This is a genomic window from Klebsiella michiganensis (assembly GCA_000963575.1).
Taxonomy (GTDB): Bacteria; Pseudomonadota; Gammaproteobacteria; order Enterobacterales; family Enterobacteriaceae; genus Cedecea; species Cedecea michiganensis_A.
Map to the genome: position 1 here is coordinate 2,347,191 of CP011077.1, position 21,290 is coordinate 2,368,480.

Sequence of the window (21,290 nt, forward strand, 5' to 3'; positions counted from 1 at the left end):
GATCCCCTTTTTGTAGCAGATCTCTACGCCAGATTTTTGAGGTAATCGCCAATGCTGCTTTCGATTTCGACTTTACGCACAAAGTTAGTCAGCACGATGGTTTTACTCTGCACTTCAGCAGGCATGCTGACGGCTAATTCACGGGTGGTGACATACAGGTCGGCAGGCACGCCGCGCACGCTGCCTAAATCGCAGGTTTCCACGGTCGCGGAGAGATTCATTTTTTTCAGCACTTGTTCGATGTTCATTTTGGCAATCACACTTGAACCAAGTCCCATGCCGCATACGCAAACAATTTTCATTTTCAGACCCCTTCTTCAATGCGATTAATGGCGAGCCAGACGTCGCTGCTGTTTGTGCAGCGCTTTAAGAATTCGATGTTTTCTTCGTTATCCAGAAATGCCACCAGTCTTGAAATAATCTGGATGTGGCTGTGGCTGTCGGTAGCGCAGAGGCCGAACACAATCTCAACCGGATCGTTCTCCTCGCTGCCGAAGTTGATAGGCTCCACAAGTGTCGTAACGCTCAGACCGGTTTTAATGACACTGGGAGCCGGTCGGGAATGTGCCAGCGCGATACCCGGCGCTACCACAATATAAGGGCCAAGAGTGTCCACGGCGTGGATCATCTCTTTGGTGTAATCATTCGTCGTGTAACCATTTTTAGTCAGTAAATCACCGGCAAGTTGCATGGCATGTCGCCAGTCTTGCGCCCTGACTTTCAATTCAATATTCGCTTTGGCAATAATCTCGGTCGTCATCGCTAGTGTCCCTTGCATGTTTCTGAGCAAAGGCTAATACGCATGAGCGACGAAAAAAAAACCAATTTGCGCTCAGGAGAGTGTCAACAAATTGGGCGCAACCAGGCTGAAAGGTAAAATTTCTGTGGGATGGGCTGCAACTTTTGCCGCGATAGCATTTGATTTCTTTTGCTCAGGCAGTCGCAAAGGAACCTATGTGGTGATTAAAAGTTTGAGGAGAATCAAATAATTCGCCATGCGCCAATCAGCAGTTTTTACGCAAATGCCGGGGACTATCCCGGGCTTGAGTCTTTCTGCATGCTGCATTGATAATTTCTTGATGCCCTGCTGTCATGCTGCGAGAAATCTTAGCGTGAGGTAGAAAAGGTGCGTATGTGTAGGAAATTGATGTGTGGGTTATTTTTGTTATGTTCTGTGGCTGCGCTGAGCGGCTGTGTTTCGCTTTTTTAAACATCAGAGAGACGAATGAAACCGTTAATTATCCTGATGGTCTATTCCTCCGTTTTTGCACTAACCGGGTGTTTGTCCGTGGGTACCCACCTGTTTACTCGATAGCCGCCAGGGGGCGAGGCAGTCATCTGAATGGGATCCCGATTTTCGAGATCCCAATATATGCTTACCAGCCTTTTACGGCATCACCGTGATAAATTTTGTCAGCCGCGGCGGCCACTTCATCGGTCTGGTATGCCTTCACAAGGTTTTTCACATTGTCGCTGTCCTTATTATCTTCCCGGGCAACAATAATGTTCACGTACGGCGAGTTTTTATCTTCAACAAACAGGCCGTTTTTGGCGGGCGTCAGCCCAATCTGACTGGAATAATTGGTGTTGATGATCGCGAGGTCGATTTTGTCGTCATCAATGGCGCGAGTCAGCTGCGCGGCCTCTACTTCAACAATTTTCAGGTGCTTAGGATTGGCTACAATATCCAGAGACGTTGGCAGCAGGCCGACATTATCCTTCAGTTTTATCAAACCCTGGGTTTGCAGCAGCAGCAGGGAACGCCCCAGATTCGTAGGGTCATTAGGTACAGCCACCTGCGCCCCATCCTTCAGCTCAGACACGGATTTAATTTTGCGGGAATAACCGGCAATAGGATAAACAAAAGTATTGCCCACGGCGGCTAGCTTATAGCCGCGCTCTTTTATTTGCTTATCCAGATAAGGGCCATGCTGGAATGAATTGGCATCAATATCGCCGCTGCTCAACGCCGAATTGGGTAAGACATAGTCAGTGAAGGTCACCACTTCCACATCAAGGTTGTATTTTTCTTTTGCGACCTTTTTGACGGTATCCCATAGCGGCTGATCGATGCCTGCGCTGATGCCCACTTTAATATGGTTCGCGTCCTGTTTAGGGCCACAGCCGGTAAGCAACGTGGCTCCAGCCAGTGAAACAGCCAGCAGAGAAATTTTTACAGTATGTTTTATCGCCGAGCGCATAAATAACGTCTTCCTTAAACCAATAAAAACAGCAAATTTGAAATTACCCACCACTCAGGTGCGGCCGGGAGAGTTTTTCAAACTGTACTGATACTGGCAAATAAGAAAAAGACATAACCTATGTGTAAAAAAATCTGATGCTGTTTATCGCGTCAAATTCGCCCGTGTTTTTTCAAAGGGGCGCTGCAGGCGACAAGACCGCACATTCTTTATCCAGCAATGCTTCCACCGAGGCCCGATTATTGCGGTCCCAGCCTCGCCTGGTGGTGAGTAAAATAAACCCTTTTTGCTCGCCGTAGGTGGTGGGAATGACGGCCACGCCCCACTCCGCCAGCTGTTCAGGCGTTAAATGGAAATGACTCGCGACGCTGTTAATCGGATCAATCCCCATCACTGTCGGCTGCATCACCCGCCGCGCGTACCAGGTGTAGCGCAGGAGCTTATCAGGCAAGGGTCGCCATTCTTCCGTTATAAAGGGACGTTCTGCCAGCATCTGACGCCGGACATCCTCCCGCAGGCAGGTCAGGTGAATATGCAGCTGATTTTGGCTTCGCCCATAAGCCGAGTTAATGGCCAGACCGAGAGCGTCGTCAGGTACCGGGGCGCCATACTGCCAGGCTAAAAGGCGACGCATGATCCAGGCATAGCCGAAATAGTCCGTGCGCCCTTCTGCCGCCAGTTCCGGGCTTTCAATGCCGGTCAGCTTCGCCGTGGGGACCAGAATAAAATGGTAGGGGTAGCGTGGGTTCTGGATAACGCTAAAGCCGTGAGCCTTTCCTTCTGGCATATAGATTTGCTGGCACGGTGCCGGGCTGCTGGTTTGCTGATAGTTAGTCATGCACACCTTATCGACCACGCCCCATAGCGCGTCGGAGCGGGCACAGCCCACCAGCAGGAAGATCCCCAGAAGTAAAAGCCCACGGCAAAGGCTGGCGGAAACCAGCGACGTTACTGCGTTGGTGCGCATTAGATTGGCGCCATCAAATTTGTTGCACCCGGATTTACTCCCCTTTATCGAGATGAACCGAAAGGGTCAGCACGCGAAATTTACAGAAGGCTCTCAACCCCAGCCATGAAAAAAAACCGAAAAATAAGACCAAAAATAACGTAAAAATAATGCTTATCAGTGGGCCGGCCACCAGGGCGGAAAAACCGTACACCTGCTGTCCGTTCAGCATTACGCCGTTGAATCCTAAAAAGCCCATGATCCCGCTGATAATGCCAAGTATGGTCATGGGTATAGATAAGCCGATGCCAAAAATTTTGAGAAGGCTGACAAGAGGTACCCGCTTGACCCGTAATGACATTTTATTCAACTGTTATCTCTCCTATTTTTCACCTAACGCCACAAATTATTACCAGGGAAATCATAGCGTTTTATAGCAATAAAAACAGCCCGTTGAATGGATCTTTCAGCTTTAACTATGCGTAAACAGCGTGTCCGAACTCCCTGAGTGAAATAAAAAAAGACGGCAGGAGGATATCGTTCCTGCCGTTAAATTAAGTGCTACGTATTTTTGATAAAGCATAATCGGACACACGCCAGAGTAAATCTGTTTTATTTTTACAAAACCGTATTTGGAGTTTTTCCGGTTTAAATATCCCGTCACCGTGCGGCTTTGCAATATTGATGAACGGCAGTCATAAGCGTTATGACTGCCGGGTTATAGGCAAATGGTTTGGGAAAACATAGCCTCAGCAGGCGTTTCATCTTTCTTCCGTGGAGGTTGTAAAATGGCAAGGATTTTTATTACCGGCTCTGCCGATGGTCTTGGGCAAATGGCCGCCAGGCTTCTGGTGGCCGACGGGCACCAGGTTGTACTGCATGCGCGAAACAAAACGCGAGCAGCTCACGCTATGTCGATGGTGCCGGGCGCAGAGTCGGCTTTTGCCGCCGACCTTTCCAGCATTGCCGAGACAAAAACGCTGGCGGATGAGGTGAATGCCTTTGGCCACTTTGACGCCATTATTCACAATGCCGCCGTGGGTTATCAGGAAAGAGAGCGCCAGCTGACCGTCGACGGTTTACCGCAGGTGTTTGCCGTTAACACTTTGGCACCTTATATCCTGACCGCGTTAATTCATCGGCCTAAACGCCTGGTCTACCTCAGTTCGTCCTTACACAGGGACGGGGATCCCTCGCTTGACGATCTTGCATGGGAGAAACGCCGCTGGAACGGCGGCCAGGCCTATTCGGATTCGAAGCTGCAGATTACCCTGCTGACATTTGCTATTGCCAGACTGTGGCCTGAAGTGATGTCAAACTGCGTCGACCCCGGCTGGGTGGCAACGAAAATGGGAGGTGCTGGCGCGTCTGATGCGCTGGAGCTTGGCCCGAGCACACAGGTCTGGCTTGCTGCCGATCCAACATTGTCATCCGCGCCAACCGGGGGCTATTTTTATCACCAGAAGCCAGATAGCGCGGTTAAAGCAGCCTCCGATCCTGTTCTCCAGCGGCGGTTATTAACCGCCTGCGCGGTGTATTCAGGCGTTGAAATTAGTTAGCCATGCCCGACGCTTCCACCGGCGGAAAACGCTGAAAATAGTCCACCAGAAAATCAATACAGGCCTTTAGCTTCGCTGAGCCACTGGTACGGTTGGAATAAACCGCCCAAATATTGGCGGCCTGATACCAGTCGGGCAAGATCTGCACCAGCTCGCCGCGGGCAATGTGGCGCTGCACTTCCCATTGCGAACGCAGAATAATGCCGTGGCCCTTCAACGCCCAGCTCAATACCACGCTGCCGTTATTGGAGGAGAGCTGGCTACTGACGTGCGCCTGAACGCTATCGGTGCCGTCAGTTAACGGCCATACGCCGAACTGTGCGCTGCGTTCCTGAATAACAAGGCATTTATGGGACTTCAGATCGGCTATCCTTCCCGGCGTTCCGTGTTTCGCCAGGTAGTCCGGCGCCGCGCACAGTACGCGGTTGTTCGTTGAGAGCTGCCGGGTGATATAAAGATCTTTAATGTCGTCGCCAACGCGAATTTCAATATCCACGCCCTCTTCTATCAAATCAACCACTCTGTCCGTCAGCGTTAGCTTGATATTCAGCGCCGGATAGCGTTCCGCCAGCGCCGAAAGCGCATCTGGCATATACGTGGAGCCAAAACCAAACGAGCAGCTCATCTGAATATTACCTTCGAGCGTATCCCGCCAGGCGGCAAGCTCCGAGACAAAATCCCCCATACTTTCCAAAACCGAAAGCGCCCCGCTCAGCGCCTTATGGCCGTCGGACGTTAAATGAATCGCCCGGGCGCTGCGGTGAAACAGCCGCATTCCCAGGCTTTTTTCCAGCAGCGCAATGCGTTTACTGACATATGACGGAGAAAGCCCCAGCTCCGCCGCCGCGTTGGCAAAGCTTTCTTTACGCACCACGGTGACAAAGACATTCAAATCTTCAACAAGCGGCCAGGCGGCGCGCGGAGTTTCGTTGGGGCTCATCGGTCTGCCATCTTCTGTGTCAGGTTAAGAAAGGCATAATAGCGCTCAGCAGCACATCAGGACACTCCTCTTGTGGGCTGTGCCCGCAGGGCATGGCTCGCCCACGAACATCCAGCGCTTTTTCCTGCCAGGTGGCTGGGACATCATAAAGCTGGCCCACGGTGCCTTTCTCCCCCCACAGCACCAGCAAAGGAGTGCTAATGCGCAGATGTTTGTCGGCCTCGTCATCCTCAAGGTCGATGGTGGCCGAGGCGCGGTAATCTTCGCAGATGGCCCGCAGTGTATCCGGATGCTGGTAACAACGCAGGTACTCGGCAAACACCTCGGGTTCTGTCGCGCCAGGGGTTTTAAGCTGGCCATCAATATGTTTTCGCAGGAAAAACTCCGGATCTGCGGCGATCATTTTTTCCGGCACGGGCGAAGACTGGATCAGGAAGAACCACCAGAAATAGCGAGTGGCAAAGGTTTTGTCCGTCAGCGCATACATGGTGGCCGTTGGGGCGATATCAATAAAGATACTGCGCTTAACCAGCGCCGGGTAATCCAGCGCCAGGCGATGCCCGACGCGCGCCCCGCGATCGTGTCCCATAAAAGCAAAGCCGTCCCGGAAACCGAGCTGCGCCACCAGCAGAACAATATCTTTCGCCATTTCACGCTTGGAATAGCCGCGGTGATCTTCGTCGCTGGTGGGCTTAGCGCTGTCGCCATAGCCGCGGATGTCCGGCATGATGACGGTAAAATGCTGTGCCAGAGCCGGGGCAATTTTACGCCAGGTAACGTGGTTCTGCGGGTGCCCATGCAGCAAAACTAATGGTTCACCCTGCCCCCCGACGGCGGCACGCAGGGTAATACCGTTTTCCAGGGTCACATCTATGAGCCGGAAGCCACGAATAAAAGGCGACTCGCCTCTGCCGCGAATAAAGTCAGCGTTCTCTTTCATCATTGAAAATTAATCCTGAGTCAGTAGCCACGGATAGGTGGCGAAATGGCGCTTTTCAAACTCGCGAATCTCCCGCTGATACTGCAAGGTGTAGCTAATGGCGTCGTGTCCTTCCAGCAACATATGCTTTTTCAGCGCATCGACCGTAAACGCAATATCTTTGCTCTCCACGCTTATCAGCTGCCGGGCGAGATCGACGGTAATGCTGTTGGCTTCCGGGTTGTTTGCTGCCTGCGCCAGCCGCTCGATATCTTCCGTCGGCAGCGTCAGGGTCAGCACGCCGTTACGCTGGCAGTTGTCGTTAAAAATACCGGCAAAGCTGGAGCCGATCAGCGCCCTGATGCCAAGCTGACGCAGCCCCCACACCGCGTGTTCGCGGCTTGAGCCGCAGCCAAAGTTAGGCCCGACGATAAGAAATTCCGCGCCCTGCCAGGCCGGCTTGTTGAGGATAAAATCCGGGTTCAGCGAGCCGTCGGTCATAAAACGCCGATCGAAGAAAACGCCTCTGTCCAGGTTATTGCGGTCGATGCCTTTCAGGAACTGCTTCGGCATGATCACATCGGTATCAATGTTGGCTGCCATCATTGGCGCAGCTACGCCAGTTACGCGGTTAAAGGGTTCCATTTACGCTTTCCCCTGCTGTAAAAACGGGCGGACATCGGTGAGGTGGCCGGCGACAGCGGCCGCAGCCACCATGGCAGGACTCATCAAATGAGTTCTCGCTCCGGCCCCCTGGCGGCCGGCGAAGTTACGGTTGGTGCTGGAGGCGCAGCGATCGCCTGGCTGCAGTACGTCTTCGTTCATCGCCAGGCACATGGAGCAGCCTGACTGCCGCCATTCAAACCCTGCATCGATAAATATTTGGGCTAAACCTTCTTGCTCGGCGCGCGCGCGAACCTGCGTTGAACCCGGCACAATAATCCCCCTTACGCCCGGGGCAATTCTTCTGTCTCGCAGCACCTGGGCAACCGCCCGGAGATCTTCGATACGTCCGTTGGTGCAGGAGCCAATAAACGCATGGGTAATCGAGATCTGGCTCAGCGGCGTGCCGGGCTTGAGGCCCATATAGCTCAGCGCATTTTCGATATCACGACGTTTGGCCGCATTGGACTCACTGGCAGGATCGGGCACCAGGTCCGTGATGCTTCCGCCCTGATCCGGGCTGGTGCCCCACGTCACGCGAGGCGTCAAGTTTGCGCAGTCGAGCACAACTTCTTTATCAAATACCGCATCAGCATCGCTGTAGAGCGTGCGCCAGTATTTCAGCGCCTGTTCCCACATCTCGCCTTTTGGCACCCGCGGCGCCGGTTTGATATAGGCATAAACTTTGTCATCGGGCGCCATAAACGCGCCGCGGGCCCCGGCTTCGACCGCCATATTACAGATGGTCATGCGCCCTTCCACGCTGAGCGCATCAATGGCGCTGCCGCAAAACTCGATGGCGAAACCGGTCGCGCCGTCGGCACCAATTTCGGCTATCAGCAGCATGACAATATCTTTAGCCGTCGCGGCAAATGGCAGCTCACCGTTCACCGTCACGCGCAGGGTTTTGAGCTTTTTATAGGCCAGCGTCTGCGTCGCCAGCATATGTTCAATTTCTGAGGTGCCGATACCGAACCCAAACGCGCCAAAAGCACCGTAGGTGGTGGTATGGCTATCCCCAGCGGCAATCACCATGCCCGGCAGCACAATCCCCTGTTCATGGGCAACCACATGTTCAATACCCTGTCGGGGGTCCATGACGCCGAACAGCTCAAGGCCAAAATCACGGCTGTTGGACTCAAAGTAACGCACCTGCAGCTCGCCGCCCGGGTCGGTCATGTCTGGCGTGCGCTCAGGCCGCGTCGGGTTAACGTGGTCCACGTTGAGCAGGATGCTCTTTGGCTGCCAGACCTTGCGGTTAGCGTCACGCAGGCCGCTAAAAGCTTGCGGGCTGGTGTATTCGTTGAGGATGGAACGGTCGATATACAGCAGGACATTGCCCTGATCGTCCAGAGGGCGGATGACGTGGGTATCGATGATTTTATCGTACAGCGTTTTAGGCTTCATGACGGGTCACCTTGCTTCTCTACAGCTAAAATAACGGCGTGCGGGCACGCAGATAAAAAATGAACAATTTCTACAGGGATAGTAGCAACCGGGTGATTCAGCTGTCAGCAAGGGCATGATGCACAAGCGTAATAGGATAAAACACGAAGTGTGTTCTTTTTATTGTGATGATAAATAAGGATTTTGATCGGGAGCAACGTTATTCAGGGTCTACGCCACCTCGCGCTGTTAGAGATTGACTTGAAGTTGAATAGTAAGAAAATGCTTGTTGTTCACCGACAGGCAAAATCTGGAGCACATCATCGCCACTTCACGCCGCTTCCTCTCTGCCGCCAGGGTTAAAAAATCTGGTGCGATACTTGCCGCCGCGCTGTTTTTGGCGAGCTGTGCCTCGAAACCGCCGGTTTCTCTCGTGACCCCCTTGCCGGGCACCAAGCCGAATGTGGGGCCTTCTTCTCAGCATAATCTGCCGATGCGTGGCGTCTGGCTGGCGACGGTTTCCCGCCTTGACTGGCCGCCGGTTTCCTCCGTGAACGGCAGCAGCGAAGCCGTGCGCATCAACCAGCAGCAGCAGGCGCTCAGGGACAAGCTGGATAAACTCAAGTCTCTCGGGATAAACACGGTGTTTTTCCAGGTGAAACCCGACGGCACCGCCCTGTGGTCTTCAAAGATTTTGCCGTGGTCAGATATGCTGACGGGAAAAATTGGCGAAGATCCCGGCTACGATCCGCTGCAGTTTATGCTCGATGAAGCACACAAACGCGGCATGAAGGTACACGCCTGGTTTAACCCCTACCGGGTTTCTACCAACACCACGCCGGGCACCGTTTCCGCACTGAACCGCACGCTTTCGCTGAAACCGGCCAGCGTTTTTGTGCTGCACCGTGACTGGATAAGAACCTCCGGCGACCGCTTTGTGCTCGATCCCGGCATCCCCGAAGTGCGCGACTGGATAACCAGCATTGTCGCCGAAGTTGTCTCGCACTACGCCGTTGATGGCGTACAGTTTGATGATTACTTCTACACCGAATCACCGGGCTCGACCCTCAACGACAACCAGACTTACAGAACCTACGGCCAGGGCTATTCATCCAAAGCCGACTGGCGCCGTCACAATACTGAGCAGCTTATTGAGCAAGTCTCTCGCACCATCAAACAGCTTAAGCCCGGGGTTGAGTTTGGCGTGAGTCCGGCGGGCGTCTGGCGTAACATCTCCCACGATCCGGCCGGGTCAGAAACCCGCGGCGCGGCAGCCTATGATGAGTCCTATGCCGATACGCGCCTCTGGGTACAAAAAGGCTTGCTGGACTATATAGCCCCGCAGATCTACTGGCCCTTCTCCCGCAGCGCCGCCCGCTACGACGTGCTGGCCAAATGGTGGGCTAATGTAGTGAAGCCCACTAATACGCGTCTTTATATTGGGATTGCGCTGTATAAAGTCGGGGAGCCTTCGAAGAATGAACCGGACTGGACGGTAAGCGGCGGCGTACCGGAGCTGAAAAAGCAGCTCGATTTGAACGATACCGTGCCGCAAATTAACGGCACTATTTTGTTCCGGGAAAATTACCTCAACCAGCCCCAGACCCAGCAGGCGGTGAACTACATCAAGGAACGTTGGGGGGAATGATGGGCTAAAAAAACCGGATCGCCCATCCCTGGGCCGATCCGGGGGCTGTCTTAGTGACCAGCCAGGTCGTCATACACATTGCGCAGCCGGGTGCGCAGATACAGAACGGCTTTGTGTTTGCGGGAGAGCAGCGCCTGCACGGTGTCGCCACTCTCGGCCGCAAGCGCCTTCACGCTATAGTCTTGCAGCTCGGTTTTGATAAACACCTCACGCTGCGGGGCAGGCAGCTCCGACAGGGCCGCCTCCAGCTCTTCCCATAGCAGATGTTTCAGGTATTCGCCCTCTGGCGTTTGCGGGGTACCGAACAGCGTTTCGGCCAGTTCATCTTCCGGGTAGTCGTCCTCTTCTCCGTCGCCAAACCAGCCGGCTAAAGGCAGCTCGCGTTTTTTCCTCGCCCGATCTGTCATTTCGTTCCGGGCGGCGCGGAACAGCCAGGCGGCGACGTTCTCCACAGGCTGTTCGACCTTCATCAGCTGGTAGCTGACCTCCTGCAGGATATCCTCGGCATCTTCACGCCCGGCGGTTCTCCCGCGAATAAACGCTTTCAGTCGGGTCCGGCAGCCGTTCAGGGCTGCCATCAGCAGAGATTCCCCCACTATGCCGGCTTTCATCGTTGTCACTCAGCGTCCGGTTTTTTAGCGTTGTTCTCATCTGGCTGCGGCTGCGGGCGCGGATCCATTTTCTCATCCCAGCGCGAGTGCCAGCCGCAGCGGTCGCGGTGACCAAAGCCAAATTTCTCGCGGCGATGCTGCATGAACTCTTCGCGCTGCTCAGGCGTCATTTGCATCCAGCGTTCGTGCATACGGCGGCGGGCTTTGCCAAACATACCGGGGCGGAACCCCAGGCCGCCGAACAGAATGCGGCACAGGGCCAACAGGCCTAAGGACTGCCAGAAGCCGATGTCCTTCACGCCCAGCAGGCCCGGCAGCACCGCGTTCCACAGCGTCATAACGATCAGGCCGAGCGCCACAAACAACACCACGCAGAGCAAAATCGGTTTACCCATACGGTGGCCACAGAATCCGCGGCGGGGGTGATCGTGTCGGTGCATATCAAAATCTCTCATTTTGTTTACCTCAGTAAAGCCACTGATAATCACTTGTGATGAGGTAGACGAATCAGCGCGAGAAATATTGCTAAAAAAATAAAAAAAACTTCAAAGTTTATTTTCGCGCCACTGGGTCAGCGCCTGCGCATACGCTTCCGCCTTCGTTTTCAGGCCCGCAGCGTCAAGCTTATCGGCCGTGTAGACCACAAATGGAGCGCACCAGCTAAGCCCACAGCGGTTCGCCGTAGCACGCAGAGGCGCAAGCAGTGATTCAATGGTAAAGAGGTTACGGCCTTCGGGGCGATAAGCCTCCTCCACGTTGCCGGCGGTGACCGCCACGTACAGCGGCGTCCCTTCCAGCTTTTGCCCCTCCTCCTGATAATTAAGGTAGAACATCCGGGTCAGCACCGCGTCCTGCCACTGACGCATAATGGCCGGCATGGAATACCAGTGCATCGGGAACTGCAGCACAATGCGCTCGGCGGCAAGTAACCGGGCCGCTTCACGCTCGCCGTCACGGTAAATGTCGATCCCATCAGGATACATCGCCTGGATATCGACCAGCTCAACGTGTTCAAGTTTTGCGGCTTCTTGCGCCAGCGCGGCATTGGCGCTGGAGCGGGACAAATCCGGGTGAAAAAGTAAAATCAGGGTTTTGCTCATGGGGCGTCTCCTTGGGTTGATGAGACGATAATGGCGATGCATTAAAAATTACTCCAACAGATAATTAAGATAATCTATTATCGATCGTATGAATTTAAGAACGCTGGATCTTAACCTCCTGGTGGTGCTGGACGCCCTGCTCGACGAGGCGCACGTCACCCGGGCCGCTGACAGACTATGCCTCTCGCAGTCTGCCACCTCCGCAGCGCTTGCTCGCTGCCGCTGTCTTTTTAACGATCAACTGCTGGAGCGTGGCCGGGGGACTATGAGGCTGACGCCTTTTGCCCAGGCCCTACGCGCGCCGCTGAAATCCGTGCTGGGCGGCATTACCGAACTCATTGACCCGCCGGTCATTCCGCTAGATCAAATTCAGCAGAAACTACGGATCACCATGGCGGATTTTCCGGCGCTGTTTGTACTGGTCCCGCTGATGCAGAAACTTCGGCAGTCGGCTCCGGGGATTGACCCCATCGTTCAGGGCTGGACTGGTGCGGAACAGGCAGAAACCTCATTACTCCAGGGCACCACGGACATTGCTATTTCGGTCTTCCCTCAGCCTGCCGCAGATATTCACAGTGAGTTATTGATGGACGAGCACTACGTCGTGGCAATGCGGGCCGGGCATCCGGCCGCATCCGGGTTCAGTCTTGAGCGCTGGCTTGCCTGGCCGCACATCATCACTTCCGGCAAAGGGGAAAGCGTTACTCCGGTGGATGCGGAACTCTCAAAGTTGGGATTACGCCGGCGCGTCGGGCTGGTATTGCCGAATTTCCAGATGGTGCCGCAGCTGCTGGCGGCGTCGGATTTTCTGGCGCTGCTGCCTTCCCGGGTTATCCCCTTTACTGAGGGCCTCGTCGCCTTTCCCGCCCCTGTCGCTCTGCCGGGGTTTTCGCTCCACCTGGCCTGGCACAAACGCCGAAGCCAGGATGTGGCCCTGCAGCACGTCGCCGCTATTTTGATGACGTTGCTGAAGTAAAACCGTTTTACAGCCCGGCTTCGCGCACCAGCGTTTGCAGCAATTCAGCCGCCGGCATTTCGCGGATAAGATTCACCCCTTGCCCGGCCCAGTGTGCGCTGTAGCCGTGATGGCCGTGGTTTTTTGCGAGGCTGGCGAGAGCTTTACCAATATCGTAGGCCACCGGGTAAGCCGGCACGGCGTGCTGGCCGGTGCTGCGCCCGTGGCGGCAGTAATCGTTATCCAGGCTTCTCGCCGCCCTGCCAGAGATGGCGTGGGTCATTTCCGTCCGGTGCGATCGGCTCGATTTAAGCCGCTGCCGGTAGCCTTCATCGGCGGCAGACTCAGGGCAAAGCAGAAACGCAGTGCCCAGCTGTACCGCGTCTGCGCCCAGGCTTAGCATGGCGTGAATACCGGCGCCATCCATCATCGCCCCGGCGGCAACAACCGGCAGATCCACCTGTGTTTTCAGCAACTGTACCAGCGCAAAAGTACTGAGTTGAGTATCCAGGGCCTTATTGTCGAACATTCCGCGATGTCCGCCCGCCTCAAAGCCCTGCGCGACAATGACATCCACGCCGTTCGCCTGAATCTGCAAAGCCTCCTCAGGCCGGGTGGCGGTGGCGAGCGTCACAATCCCTTTGTCGCGAAAGGCCTGCACAACCTCACGCTCAGGCACGCCAAAATGGAAACTGACCGCGGCCGGCGCCGTCTCCAGCAGCATCTCCAGCATCGCTTCATGGCCGATAAAACTTTGGTAAATTTCGCTGAGCGTTTCCGGCGGAGTGCCGCCAAACCCGGCAAAGAGCGGACGCAGACTTTCAATCCATGCCTGCTCCAGGGCCGGATCCCGTTTTGCAGGCTGGTGGCAAAACAGGTTAACGTTGAACGGGCGCGAGGTTAGCGCCTGCGTTTTCAGGATTGCCGCCCGGGCCTGCCCGACGCTGCTCGCGCCCACCCCCAGTGAACCAAGGCCGCCGGCATTACTGACCGCCGCCGCCAGCTCCGGGGTGGAGACGCCCGCCATAGGGGCCTGTATGATGGGATAGTCGATAGCGAGTAGTTGGGTAAGGCTACGAAACATGACGGCACCTCAGGAAATGAGAGATTGAGTGCTTAACATCTTATTTGAAGATGCTAAGATCAAGATCATTGTCATATTGAGAATTAAAAATATGAACCACACCACACTGCAGATGTTCAAAATCGTCGCGGAAGAACAAAGCGTGACGAAAGCAGCCAAAAGGCTTGGCCGCGTACAGTCGAACATCACCACCCGAATTCAGCAACTGGAAGAAGATCTTGGCGTTGCCTTGTTCGTGCGTGACAGCAAGAAAATGATCCTTTCGCCGGAGGGCGAGAGTTTTCTCTCCTACACAAAAAAAATACTTAGCCTGGCGGAAGAAGCCCGACAGGCGTTGCATCCGGGTAAACCCGCAGGCGCGCTGAATATGGGCTCGATGGAAGCAACGGCGGTCAGCCGCCTGATGCCGGTGTTCCAGCAGTTCCACCGCCAGTACCCTGATGTCGCCCTGACTTTAACCACCCAGCCAACTCAGCAGCTTCTGGAGCAGGTTCGCCAGGCTTCACTGGACTGCGCGCTGGTGAGTCTGTTGCCGGAACCCGGAGGGCTCGTCCACTGCCCTGAAGATCTTGAGTTTGCGAACGTGTTCCTTGAGCGCCTTGTGCTGATCGCTCCCGAAGCGGTCGGCCACAATCAGCCCCGGCTTGCCGCCTTCCCCAGGGGGTGTTCTTACCGGGCGCGCGGCGAAGCCTTGCTCAACGCCCAAACCCTTGTAGAGGTACAGGACGTCAGCTCTTATCACTCGATGATGGCTTCTGTCGCCTCGGGACGATGCAGCGGCGTGCTGCCGGAAAGCGTCGCAGCCACCCTTACTTTGCCGGAGGGGACACAGCAACAGTTTGTGGCCGAAGCCCTCACCCAGTTGGTCTGGCGCAAGGGCTATCATTCCACCGCGCTTGAGGCAATGAAACAGATCCTGGCCTCAGCCAGCAACCTGTGAACGCCCTGCCAGCACCAGTCCACCGGCCAACAGTAATGCGCCGGTGGCGGCGGCTAATGACCCGTTAAAACTGCCCGTGATGCCGTAAAGCTCCCCGGCAACCAGCGGCCCAATAATCTGCCCGACGCCGTAAATAGCGGTCATCGCCGCGATCATGTTGAAGCGCACCAGATGTGCCAGCCTTTTGGCTTCCGGTAAGGCTATTGTCACCGTGCCGGTAAACGTAAAGCCCACCAGCAAAGCGCTTAACAGGCAAAAAAGTAGCGACTGGCTAAAGGCCGGGAGCACCACGCCAGCGGCCTGCACCAGAAGATTGGCGGCAAAAGCGCGGCGATAACCGTACTTCGATACGATTTGATGCCAGACAAAACAGGACGGCACCGCGGCCAGGCCGAAGAGAGCCCAAAGCTGCACCGGATCCAGCGCACTCAGCGACCCGGAGAGAAAAAGCGGTAAATAGGTGGCGGTAATGATGTATCCGAATCCGGCCAGGCCGTAGATAGCCAGCAGTTTCCATGCCTCTTTAGCCTGCCCTTCTTCTGGCTCAACCCGAATGGCCGTCTGCGTGTGATAGTCCATCAGATAGTCCGGGGGGCTAATCAGCAGTTTGAAAATCAGCGCAAACAGTAGCAGCGCAGTGACCCCGCACAGCAACCAGATTTGCTGGCTGGAATAGCCATAAGCTTTGCCGAGCGCGATAAACTCGGCGGATAAAAAGATCCCCAGCCCCACGCCGGCATACAGCACCGGCGCGCCGGTATGGTGCTTCATGTGCTGCAGCAGCCATAATGAAGCCGCAATCAACGACACCGCGCTTAAAAGTCCGGCAATACCACGTACAGCCACCACCGCCCACGGCGATGTCGTCCAGGCCAGCAGGAGCAGGCAGCCAATCGTTAGCCCGACGGAGGCCATGTTTAATCGCCGGGCGTCGGCAGGTTTCGCTCTCGCCAACAACAGGGCGCCAATCAGATAGCCTGCATAATTCGCCGATGCGGCCAGATTACCCTGATGCAGCGACAGCCGCCCTTCTTTCAGCATCACCGGCAGAATGCCGGTATAGGAAAAACGCCCGTAGCCCATACCAATCGCCAGCACCACCGCGCCCGCAAGCGCCAGCAACAGCGCGCGAATTTCTGGCCTGAAATGCATTGTCATGACTCTCACCCTTTTAATCTTAAAATGTGAATTATATTTTTATGAAAATCTTATTTTGAGATTAATATCGACGAAGTCAACAGGCAAGCGGCTTCTCTGCCGCCTGCCATTGAATGGGGAAGATCAGAGGTGACGCAGATCGGTTTCTATGCGTTGCATCCAGCCTTTGGCCATCTGAGTTTGTGCCAAAAGCAGCGCCGCCTGAAGGGCCGTGCTGAATTCCAGGGCATATTGTGGTTTTCCGGCATAGCGAATTATCGCCTGAACCCGCATTAGCTCGGGCAGGTTCCAGAGCGACTGGTTGACGCCAAGCGCGGACAACCGCTCCGCGATCAGCGTCTCGGCTATCTCTGGCTGGCCTTTTTGCGCCAGCGCGGCGGCGAAATCAGACAGGAAAAGCGAATAAGCAGCATCGAAACCATTGTCCTTCAGCCGGGTAAGCATGGCGAGGATCTGCTGGGGAAGCACTGTTTCAGGCTGCTGGCGTAGCCTGCCCCAGAAGGTGAAGGCGGCCGCATAAAGCCGCCAGAAGCCCAGGCCGTGTTCAACGGCGATAGCGTCAATCTCTGCGGCAATTTGCAGCACTCCAGCGCTATCTCCGGTTAAGGCCGCCAGGGTGCAGGTTCCTTCCGCGAGTGCGGCACACAGTGAACAGGCATGGTCCAGCGCCCGGGCTTCCTCCACTGCCAGCTGTGCCGCTCTTCTGGCTTTTGCCACATCGCCAGTCACCCACAGCGCCCGCACCAGAAAAGCCCAGCCCGCCACGCGCTGATCCAGCCCAAAGCGGAAAGGCGCTCTCTGGCTGTCATTGTCCACGGCGCGGTCCAGCAAGGCCTGAATTTCGCCGAGCGCGGCCTGCTGCTCGCCGGAAAAATGCAGCGCGGTACCGACCAGGCGGCGGGCGGTTAATAGCGCGCCGTAGTCACCGGTTTGGGTGGCAAGTTCAGCCATTTTTTTGCCGTTCTCTTCGGCCTGAACGTAACGGCCACTGCGCAGGTGATACAGCCACAGCCCGTACTCTGCCTGTAATTGCATTTCCCCGTCACCCAGCGCGCTGGCAAGCTCCCCTGCTCGCCGCCAGGCAAGGCCATTCTCTTCAATCGGCCCCTGCGCCCAGCCAAGTGCCGACCCTAATGCCGCCTGCATTAGCATCTCTTCGCGCGGCGTGGCCTGGCCATTGTGCCGGTCGTTAATAGCGGCGGTGATCCGCTGGCGGCACTCGCCGTGCAGTGAAAGCTGGATCCAGAACGGCGTGGCGTTAGCGAGAATACTTCGCCCCAGCGGGGCGTTTTGGCCCGCGCCAAAACACCAGTCCGCCGCCGCCCGAAGATCGTCAATTAAATATCCATACCGACGGCGCCACTGAGGGCTGGACTCTTCGGCCCAGGCCTCTCTGGCCTGCACCATACTGTCGGCCACTAGGTGCGCATGGCGGAGAAAAAGTCGGTCACTATTTTCGGCCTGCATCCGGCGAGCATAAGTGCGCACAATGTTGAGATAGCGATACCTTGCCGGGCGCGTGCCGGCCTGCAATACCAGCAGTGATTTCGCCACCATGCTGGCCACCGCGTCGCTGATCTCTTCCTGGTTTAACAATCCTTTCGCGGCGGCAAGGTCAAATTCACCGGGAAATACCGCCAGGGCATGAAACACTCGCTGTTCTTCAGCCGTGAGCAATCGGTAGCTCCAGTCCAGCGCCTCGGTAAGCGTTCTGTGCCTGGATGCTGTAAGCCCCGGCGTCTCGGGCAATGTCTCGCGCCCGCTCAGATCGGCCAGCACGACATCCGGGCCCAGGCTTGCAACGCGAGCAGCAACAATTTCCAGCGCCAGCGGTACGGCATCGAGTAACCGACAAAGCCCCAGGATCGGCTGGATATTCTCTTCGCTCAGGCGGAACGCATAATCCACCGCCTGAATGCGCTGTACCAGAAACTCAACCGAGCTAAAACTTTGCGCTTCGCTGGCGGCCAGTTGCGCTGGGGGCAAAGTCAGCGGCCCGACGCGATACACCTGCTCCCCTTCAAGCCCTAGCGGAGACTGACTGGTCAGCAAAATGCTCAGTAATTCGTTTCTCTGCAGCAGATGTTCAATTTCCCGGGCGCAGGCGGCCGATAGGTGTTCACAGTTATCAATCACCAGCAGCGCGGGGCGAGGTTGTAACTGCCCCGCTCCGCGAATACCGACCAGCGCGGCGCGTAAAACAGGTACCGGATCTGACCCGGCATTCAGGCTGGACAAATCAGCAAAGAAAACACCATCGGGATAAAGGCTGGCCGACTCGCGCGCCACTTCCAGCAACAGGCGGGTTTTGCCGATGCCCGCCGGGCCAGCCAGGGTGCAAATAGTATGCTCGATCAGCCTTTTCCTGATTTCACCCAGCTCTGTTTCTCGCCCTATCAGCGGTGAGCGGGGGCGAGGCAGTGCCGTTGAGGGGGCGGCCACGGGCAGCGCTGACGTCGCCGCCTGAAGTTTATTCACCGTGGCGGTAAAGCAGTAGCCCCGGCCAAACACGGTGGTGATGAGGTTTCTGTCGGGGCCAAAAATTTTACGTAAAGCGGAGATTTGCGCCTGCAGGTTATTCTCTTCGACGACTTCTTTCGGCCAGACGGTGGCCAGCAGCGTCTCTTTGGCCACCACCTGCCCGGCTTCGCTGACCAGCAGCCTGAGCACCGCCATCGCCCGCTCGCCCGGCTCCAGCCGGACGCCTTCCCTCAGCAGCAGACCCAAATCGGGAAACAGCTGATAGCGGCCAAAGACCACCATATCGTCATCTCTCTCTGAACGGGGTTGAGTCTCGTCGGCAGGCATAAGCACGGTCGCTTTTCAGGTGATTTCAGAAGTCTGAAATTCTAGGGCAAAGATTGCGGGCGAACAATCGTTCAGCATCAGGGCTCGTCATCCCTGGAGAGAAAAATCATGTCGGACAATCCCCTGAGCGTCACCCTGAATCGCCCACCCGAGGCGGAAAAAAACTCGCCTTTAACCTCCACCCTACTGCTGATTATGGCGCTGGCCTGCGGCGTGTTTGTCGCCAATGTCTACTACAACCAGCCGCTGCTGGAACTGCTTCAGCAGGCGTTTCCGGGGCAGCTCGCGCTTGTCAGCCTAGCGCCGACGGCAACGCAGCTTGGGTTTGCCTTTGGCTTGTTCTTACTTGTGCCGCTGGGCGACAAGATTAACCGCCGTACCCTGATCCTTTGCCAGGCCGCGGGGCTGGCGGTAGCGCTGGCGTGCCTCGCCTTAGCGCCCAATGTCGTCACGATTGTGATTGCCTCCGCCGCGGTGGGCGTAACGGGCTCCGTTGCCCAGCAAATTGTGCCGTTCGCCGCCGAGCTGGCTAAACCGGAGCGCCGTGGGCAGGTGGTCGGCACGGTAATGAGCGGCGTGCTGTGCGGCATATTGCTTGGCCGGGCAGTGGGCGGTTTTAGCGGCGATCACTGGGGATGGCGGGCCACCTTCTGGCTGGGCTCCGTGGCGACCGCCTTCGGCTGGTTAATGCTGTTCTTTACCCTGCCACACCACAGGTCAGGCAATAAACAGAGCTACATGAGCCTGATGCGTTCGCTGGTTTCTCTATGGCGTGAAGAACCTCTGCTGCGGCGGGCAACCTGGATTCAGGCCGCGCTGTTTGGCTCGTTTATCGGCCTGTGGACCATTCTGGCCTTGCAGCTGCACGCCGCCTTTCACCTCGGCGCTGACGTCGCCGGTATGATGGGCATTGTGGGCGCCGTGGGCATCCTGATTGCGCCGTTTGCCGGGCGGATTGCCGACCGCCGGGGGCCGTATACGGTTATCGGGCTTGGGGCGCTGGTCATGGTTATCTCTTTTGCGGTGCTGGGGCTGTGGACTTCGCTCACCGGGCTGGTGATTGGCATTATCCTGATGGATCTTGGCGAGCAGTCGGCGCTGATCTCTAACCAGCATGTGATTTATGCCCTAAGGCCGGAAGCCCGCAGCAGGATTAATACGGTCTTTATGAGCGGAATGTTTATCGGTGGCGCGCTGGGATCCTGGGGCGCGAGCCTGATGTGGCGGCTGGGAGGCTGGGAACTGGCTTCGATGCTGGGCGGTGGGCTTAGCCTGCTCGGACTTCTCATCCATCTTGTCGGGCAGCGGAAGCGCAGCTAATGCCGCAGGCGGCGGCACGAAAATGGCCGCCGCCGGAATCAAACGACGTTACTGAATCAGCACGCCCTGAACAAGATTGGCCTTCACCACGGTCACCTCAGGGATTTTCAGTGCTTCCATATAGCCCTGAACCAGCAGCAGGTTGCTGACATCCGTGGCCCGGTAATCACCGCGCAGCTCTGAGTCCCCTTTCCAGACCTGGCTGCCGGAGACTTTTTGCAGATCGGCGAGGGTGTAGACCTTTTCGTTAAGCTGCTTGCTGACGGAGAAGTCATGCACCCCGCCGATACCCACGACGGTACGCTTCGCCAGCGCCTGTTTCATCTCCGGGCTGACGTGGGTTGTGGCATAGAAGCGAACAAACCGCAGTACGCCGTCGCGCAGGGAGCCAATCGGATTTGGCGAGCTGACATCATGCAGGTCTTTGTTTTTCCCCACGTCGATGATGTAGTTCTTGAGCGTGACGGAGGCCAGCTTGCCCTGGTAAATCTCCGGCTGCCATTTGTCGTGTTTTTGCAGCCAGGTCGTCATCTGCATCGAGCCGCCGCCGATGTCCCAGACCACCATCTGGTCGTCTGCCAGCGGCACCGGCATCGACGCTTTGGCGGACAGGAACCCCAGCTCGGCCTCTTGTTCCTGAGTAATAATTTTTAAATTCACCGGGGCAGCACGGTTGAAGGCATCAATCACCTGCTGGGCGTTAGAAGCACTGCGGAAAACGGCGGTAGCCACGCCGTTAAAGCGGGCGGGATGATAGCGGGCGGCTTCTGCCGTTAGCTCACGCAGCGCCGCCTGCCCTTGCTGTTGAATCGCCGGGCTGAGGGTGTTGTCCGCGGATTTGGACAGATCTTCGTTAAAACCGATCGGACGCTGATCCTCGAACAGCACTTTGTTGATGCGCTGCTTGCAGGTATCCACTTTGGCGACCACCAGCTTGGTGGTGCCAGAGCCCATATCGATGCCCGCTCGCGTCTCTTCACAGCCAGCGGCGTGGGCCGCAAAGCTCACGCCGGGTAAGGCCGCCATCACCATCAGGGGAAAAAAATTGCGTC

At 56.3% G+C, this 21,290-nt stretch carries 21 protein-coding genes; 5 read left to right on the forward strand and 16 right to left on the reverse strand.

Going from position 1 to position 21,290, the window contains the following annotated elements; genetic code table 11:
- Window positions 1–23: 23 nt before the first annotated feature.
- The 5 genes from VW41_11040 to VW41_11060 form a co-directional block, all read right to left on the reverse strand.
- Window positions 24–302 (reverse strand): PTS maltose transporter subunit IIABC, encoded by a 279-nt coding sequence (locus VW41_11040; GenBank protein AJZ89529.1) that lies wholly within the window; start codon window positions 300–302, stop codon window positions 24–26.
- Window positions 303–304: 2 nt separating this feature from the next.
- A complete protein-coding gene (locus tag VW41_11045; protein AJZ89530.1) occupies window positions 305–760 on the reverse strand; it encodes a hypothetical protein in 456 nt (151 codons plus the stop codon).
- A gap of 616 nt (window positions 761–1,376) precedes the next feature.
- The gene (gene metQ, locus VW41_11050) at window positions 1,377–2,201 is read right to left on the reverse strand and encodes a DL-methionine transporter substrate-binding subunit (GenBank protein ID AJZ89531.1); all 825 of its coding nucleotides are present in this window, start codon (window positions 2,199–2,201) and stop codon (window positions 1,377–1,379) included.
- 172 nt (window positions 2,202–2,373) lie between these two features.
- On the reverse strand, window positions 2,374–3,168 hold the full coding sequence (locus tag VW41_11055; protein ID AJZ89532.1) for a cytochrome C551: 795 nt from the start codon (window positions 3,166–3,168) through the stop codon (window positions 2,374–2,376).
- A gap of 34 nt (window positions 3,169–3,202) precedes the next feature.
- A complete protein-coding gene (locus VW41_11060; GenBank protein ID AJZ89533.1) occupies window positions 3,203–3,436 on the reverse strand; it encodes a hypothetical protein in 234 nt (77 codons plus the stop codon).
- A gap of 499 nt (window positions 3,437–3,935) precedes the next feature.
- Between VW41_11060 and VW41_11065 the strand changes: the two genes are divergently transcribed.
- A complete protein-coding gene (locus VW41_11065) occupies window positions 3,936–4,706 on the forward strand; it encodes a short-chain dehydrogenase (protein ID AJZ89534.1) in 771 nt (256 codons plus the stop codon).
- Here the strand turns inward: VW41_11065 and VW41_11070 are convergent.
- Genes VW41_11070 through VW41_11085 form a run of 4 tightly spaced genes read right to left on the reverse strand, consistent with a single transcriptional unit; the run spans window position 4,699 to window position 8,635 of the window.
- On the reverse strand, window positions 4,699–5,646 hold the full coding sequence (locus tag VW41_11070; GenBank protein AJZ89535.1) for a LysR family transcriptional regulator: 948 nt from the start codon (window positions 5,644–5,646) through the stop codon (window positions 4,699–4,701). The two genes, VW41_11065 and VW41_11070, sit on opposite strands and share 8 nt — an antisense overlap.
- Before the next feature lie 19 nt (window positions 5,647–5,665).
- Window positions 5,666–6,589, reverse strand: a complete 924-nt coding sequence (locus VW41_11075; GenBank protein AJZ89536.1) for a hydrolase — start codon at window positions 6,587–6,589, stop codon at window positions 5,666–5,668.
- A gap of 6 nt (window positions 6,590–6,595) precedes the next feature.
- Entirely contained in the window at window positions 6,596–7,210 is a 615-nt protein-coding gene (locus VW41_11080; protein AJZ89537.1) for a 3-isopropylmalate dehydratase, read from the reverse strand.
- Window positions 7,211–8,635: an isopropylmalate isomerase gene (locus tag VW41_11085; protein AJZ89538.1), complete on the reverse strand. Its 1,425-nt coding sequence runs from the start codon at window positions 8,633–8,635 to the stop codon at window positions 7,211–7,213.
- A gap of 289 nt (window positions 8,636–8,924) precedes the next feature.
- Here VW41_11085 and VW41_11090 point away from each other — a divergent pair, with 289 nt between their 5' ends.
- Window positions 8,925–10,262 carry a lipoprotein gene (locus tag VW41_11090; protein AJZ91936.1) on the forward strand — a complete coding sequence of 446 codons (1,338 nt, stop codon included), beginning with the start codon at window positions 8,925–8,927 and terminating at the stop codon, window positions 10,260–10,262.
- Between the two features lie 50 nt (window positions 10,263–10,312).
- Here the strand turns inward: VW41_11090 and VW41_11095 are convergent, their stop codons facing one another.
- From VW41_11095 to VW41_11105, 3 genes are all read right to left on the reverse strand, one after another.
- Complete coding sequence (locus tag VW41_11095) at window positions 10,313–10,873, reverse strand: RNA polymerase subunit sigma-24 (protein AJZ89539.1); 561 nt, start codon at window positions 10,871–10,873, stop codon at window positions 10,313–10,315.
- Window positions 10,874–10,878: 5 nt separating this feature from the next.
- Complete coding sequence (locus tag VW41_11100; GenBank protein ID AJZ89540.1) at window positions 10,879–11,328, reverse strand: hypothetical protein; 450 nt, start codon at window positions 11,326–11,328, stop codon at window positions 10,879–10,881.
- A gap of 90 nt (window positions 11,329–11,418) precedes the next feature.
- Entirely contained in the window at window positions 11,419–11,973 is a 555-nt protein-coding gene (locus VW41_11105) for an NAD(P)H dehydrogenase (GenBank protein AJZ89541.1), read from the reverse strand.
- 88 nt (window positions 11,974–12,061) lie between these two features.
- On the opposite strand from VW41_11105, the gene VW41_11110 reads away from it, so the two are divergent.
- Window positions 12,062–12,949 (forward strand): LysR family transcriptional regulator, encoded by an 888-nt coding sequence (locus tag VW41_11110; protein AJZ89542.1) that lies wholly within the window; start codon window positions 12,062–12,064, stop codon window positions 12,947–12,949.
- 7 nt (window positions 12,950–12,956) lie between these two features.
- Here VW41_11110 and VW41_11115 read toward each other — a convergent pair whose 3' ends face one another.
- The gene (locus VW41_11115; protein ID AJZ89543.1) at window positions 12,957–14,012 is read right to left on the reverse strand and encodes a 2-nitropropane dioxygenase; all 1,056 of its coding nucleotides are present in this window, start codon (window positions 14,010–14,012) and stop codon (window positions 12,957–12,959) included.
- Window positions 14,013–14,103: 91 nt separating this feature from the next.
- Here VW41_11115 and VW41_11120 point away from each other — a divergent pair, with 91 nt between their 5' ends.
- Window positions 14,104–14,952: a LysR family transcriptional regulator gene (locus VW41_11120; protein ID AJZ91937.1), complete on the forward strand. Its 849-nt coding sequence runs from the start codon at window positions 14,104–14,106 to the stop codon at window positions 14,950–14,952.
- On the opposite strand, the gene VW41_11125 is transcribed toward VW41_11120, so the two are convergent.
- Both VW41_11125 and VW41_11130 read right to left on the reverse strand, forming a co-directional pair.
- On the reverse strand, window positions 14,935–16,104 hold the full coding sequence (locus VW41_11125) for a sugar transporter (GenBank protein ID AJZ91938.1): 1,170 nt from the start codon (window positions 16,102–16,104) through the stop codon (window positions 14,935–14,937). The two genes, VW41_11120 and VW41_11125, sit on opposite strands and share 18 nt — an antisense overlap.
- A 129-nt stretch (window positions 16,105–16,233) precedes the next feature.
- Complete coding sequence (locus tag VW41_11130; GenBank protein AJZ89544.1) at window positions 16,234–18,873, reverse strand: hypothetical protein; 2,640 nt, start codon at window positions 18,871–18,873, stop codon at window positions 16,234–16,236.
- 153 nt (window positions 18,874–19,026) lie between these two features.
- Here VW41_11130 and VW41_11135 point away from each other — a divergent pair, with 153 nt between their 5' ends.
- Window positions 19,027–20,238: an MFS transporter gene (locus VW41_11135; GenBank protein ID AJZ89545.1), complete on the forward strand. Its 1,212-nt coding sequence runs from the start codon at window positions 19,027–19,029 to the stop codon at window positions 20,236–20,238.
- A gap of 48 nt (window positions 20,239–20,286) precedes the next feature.
- On the opposite strand, the gene VW41_11140 is transcribed toward VW41_11135, so the two are convergent.
- Entirely contained in the window at window positions 20,287–21,270 is a 984-nt protein-coding gene (locus tag VW41_11140; protein ID AJZ91939.1) for a phosphatase, read from the reverse strand.
- Window positions 21,271–21,290 lie beyond the last annotated feature (20 nt).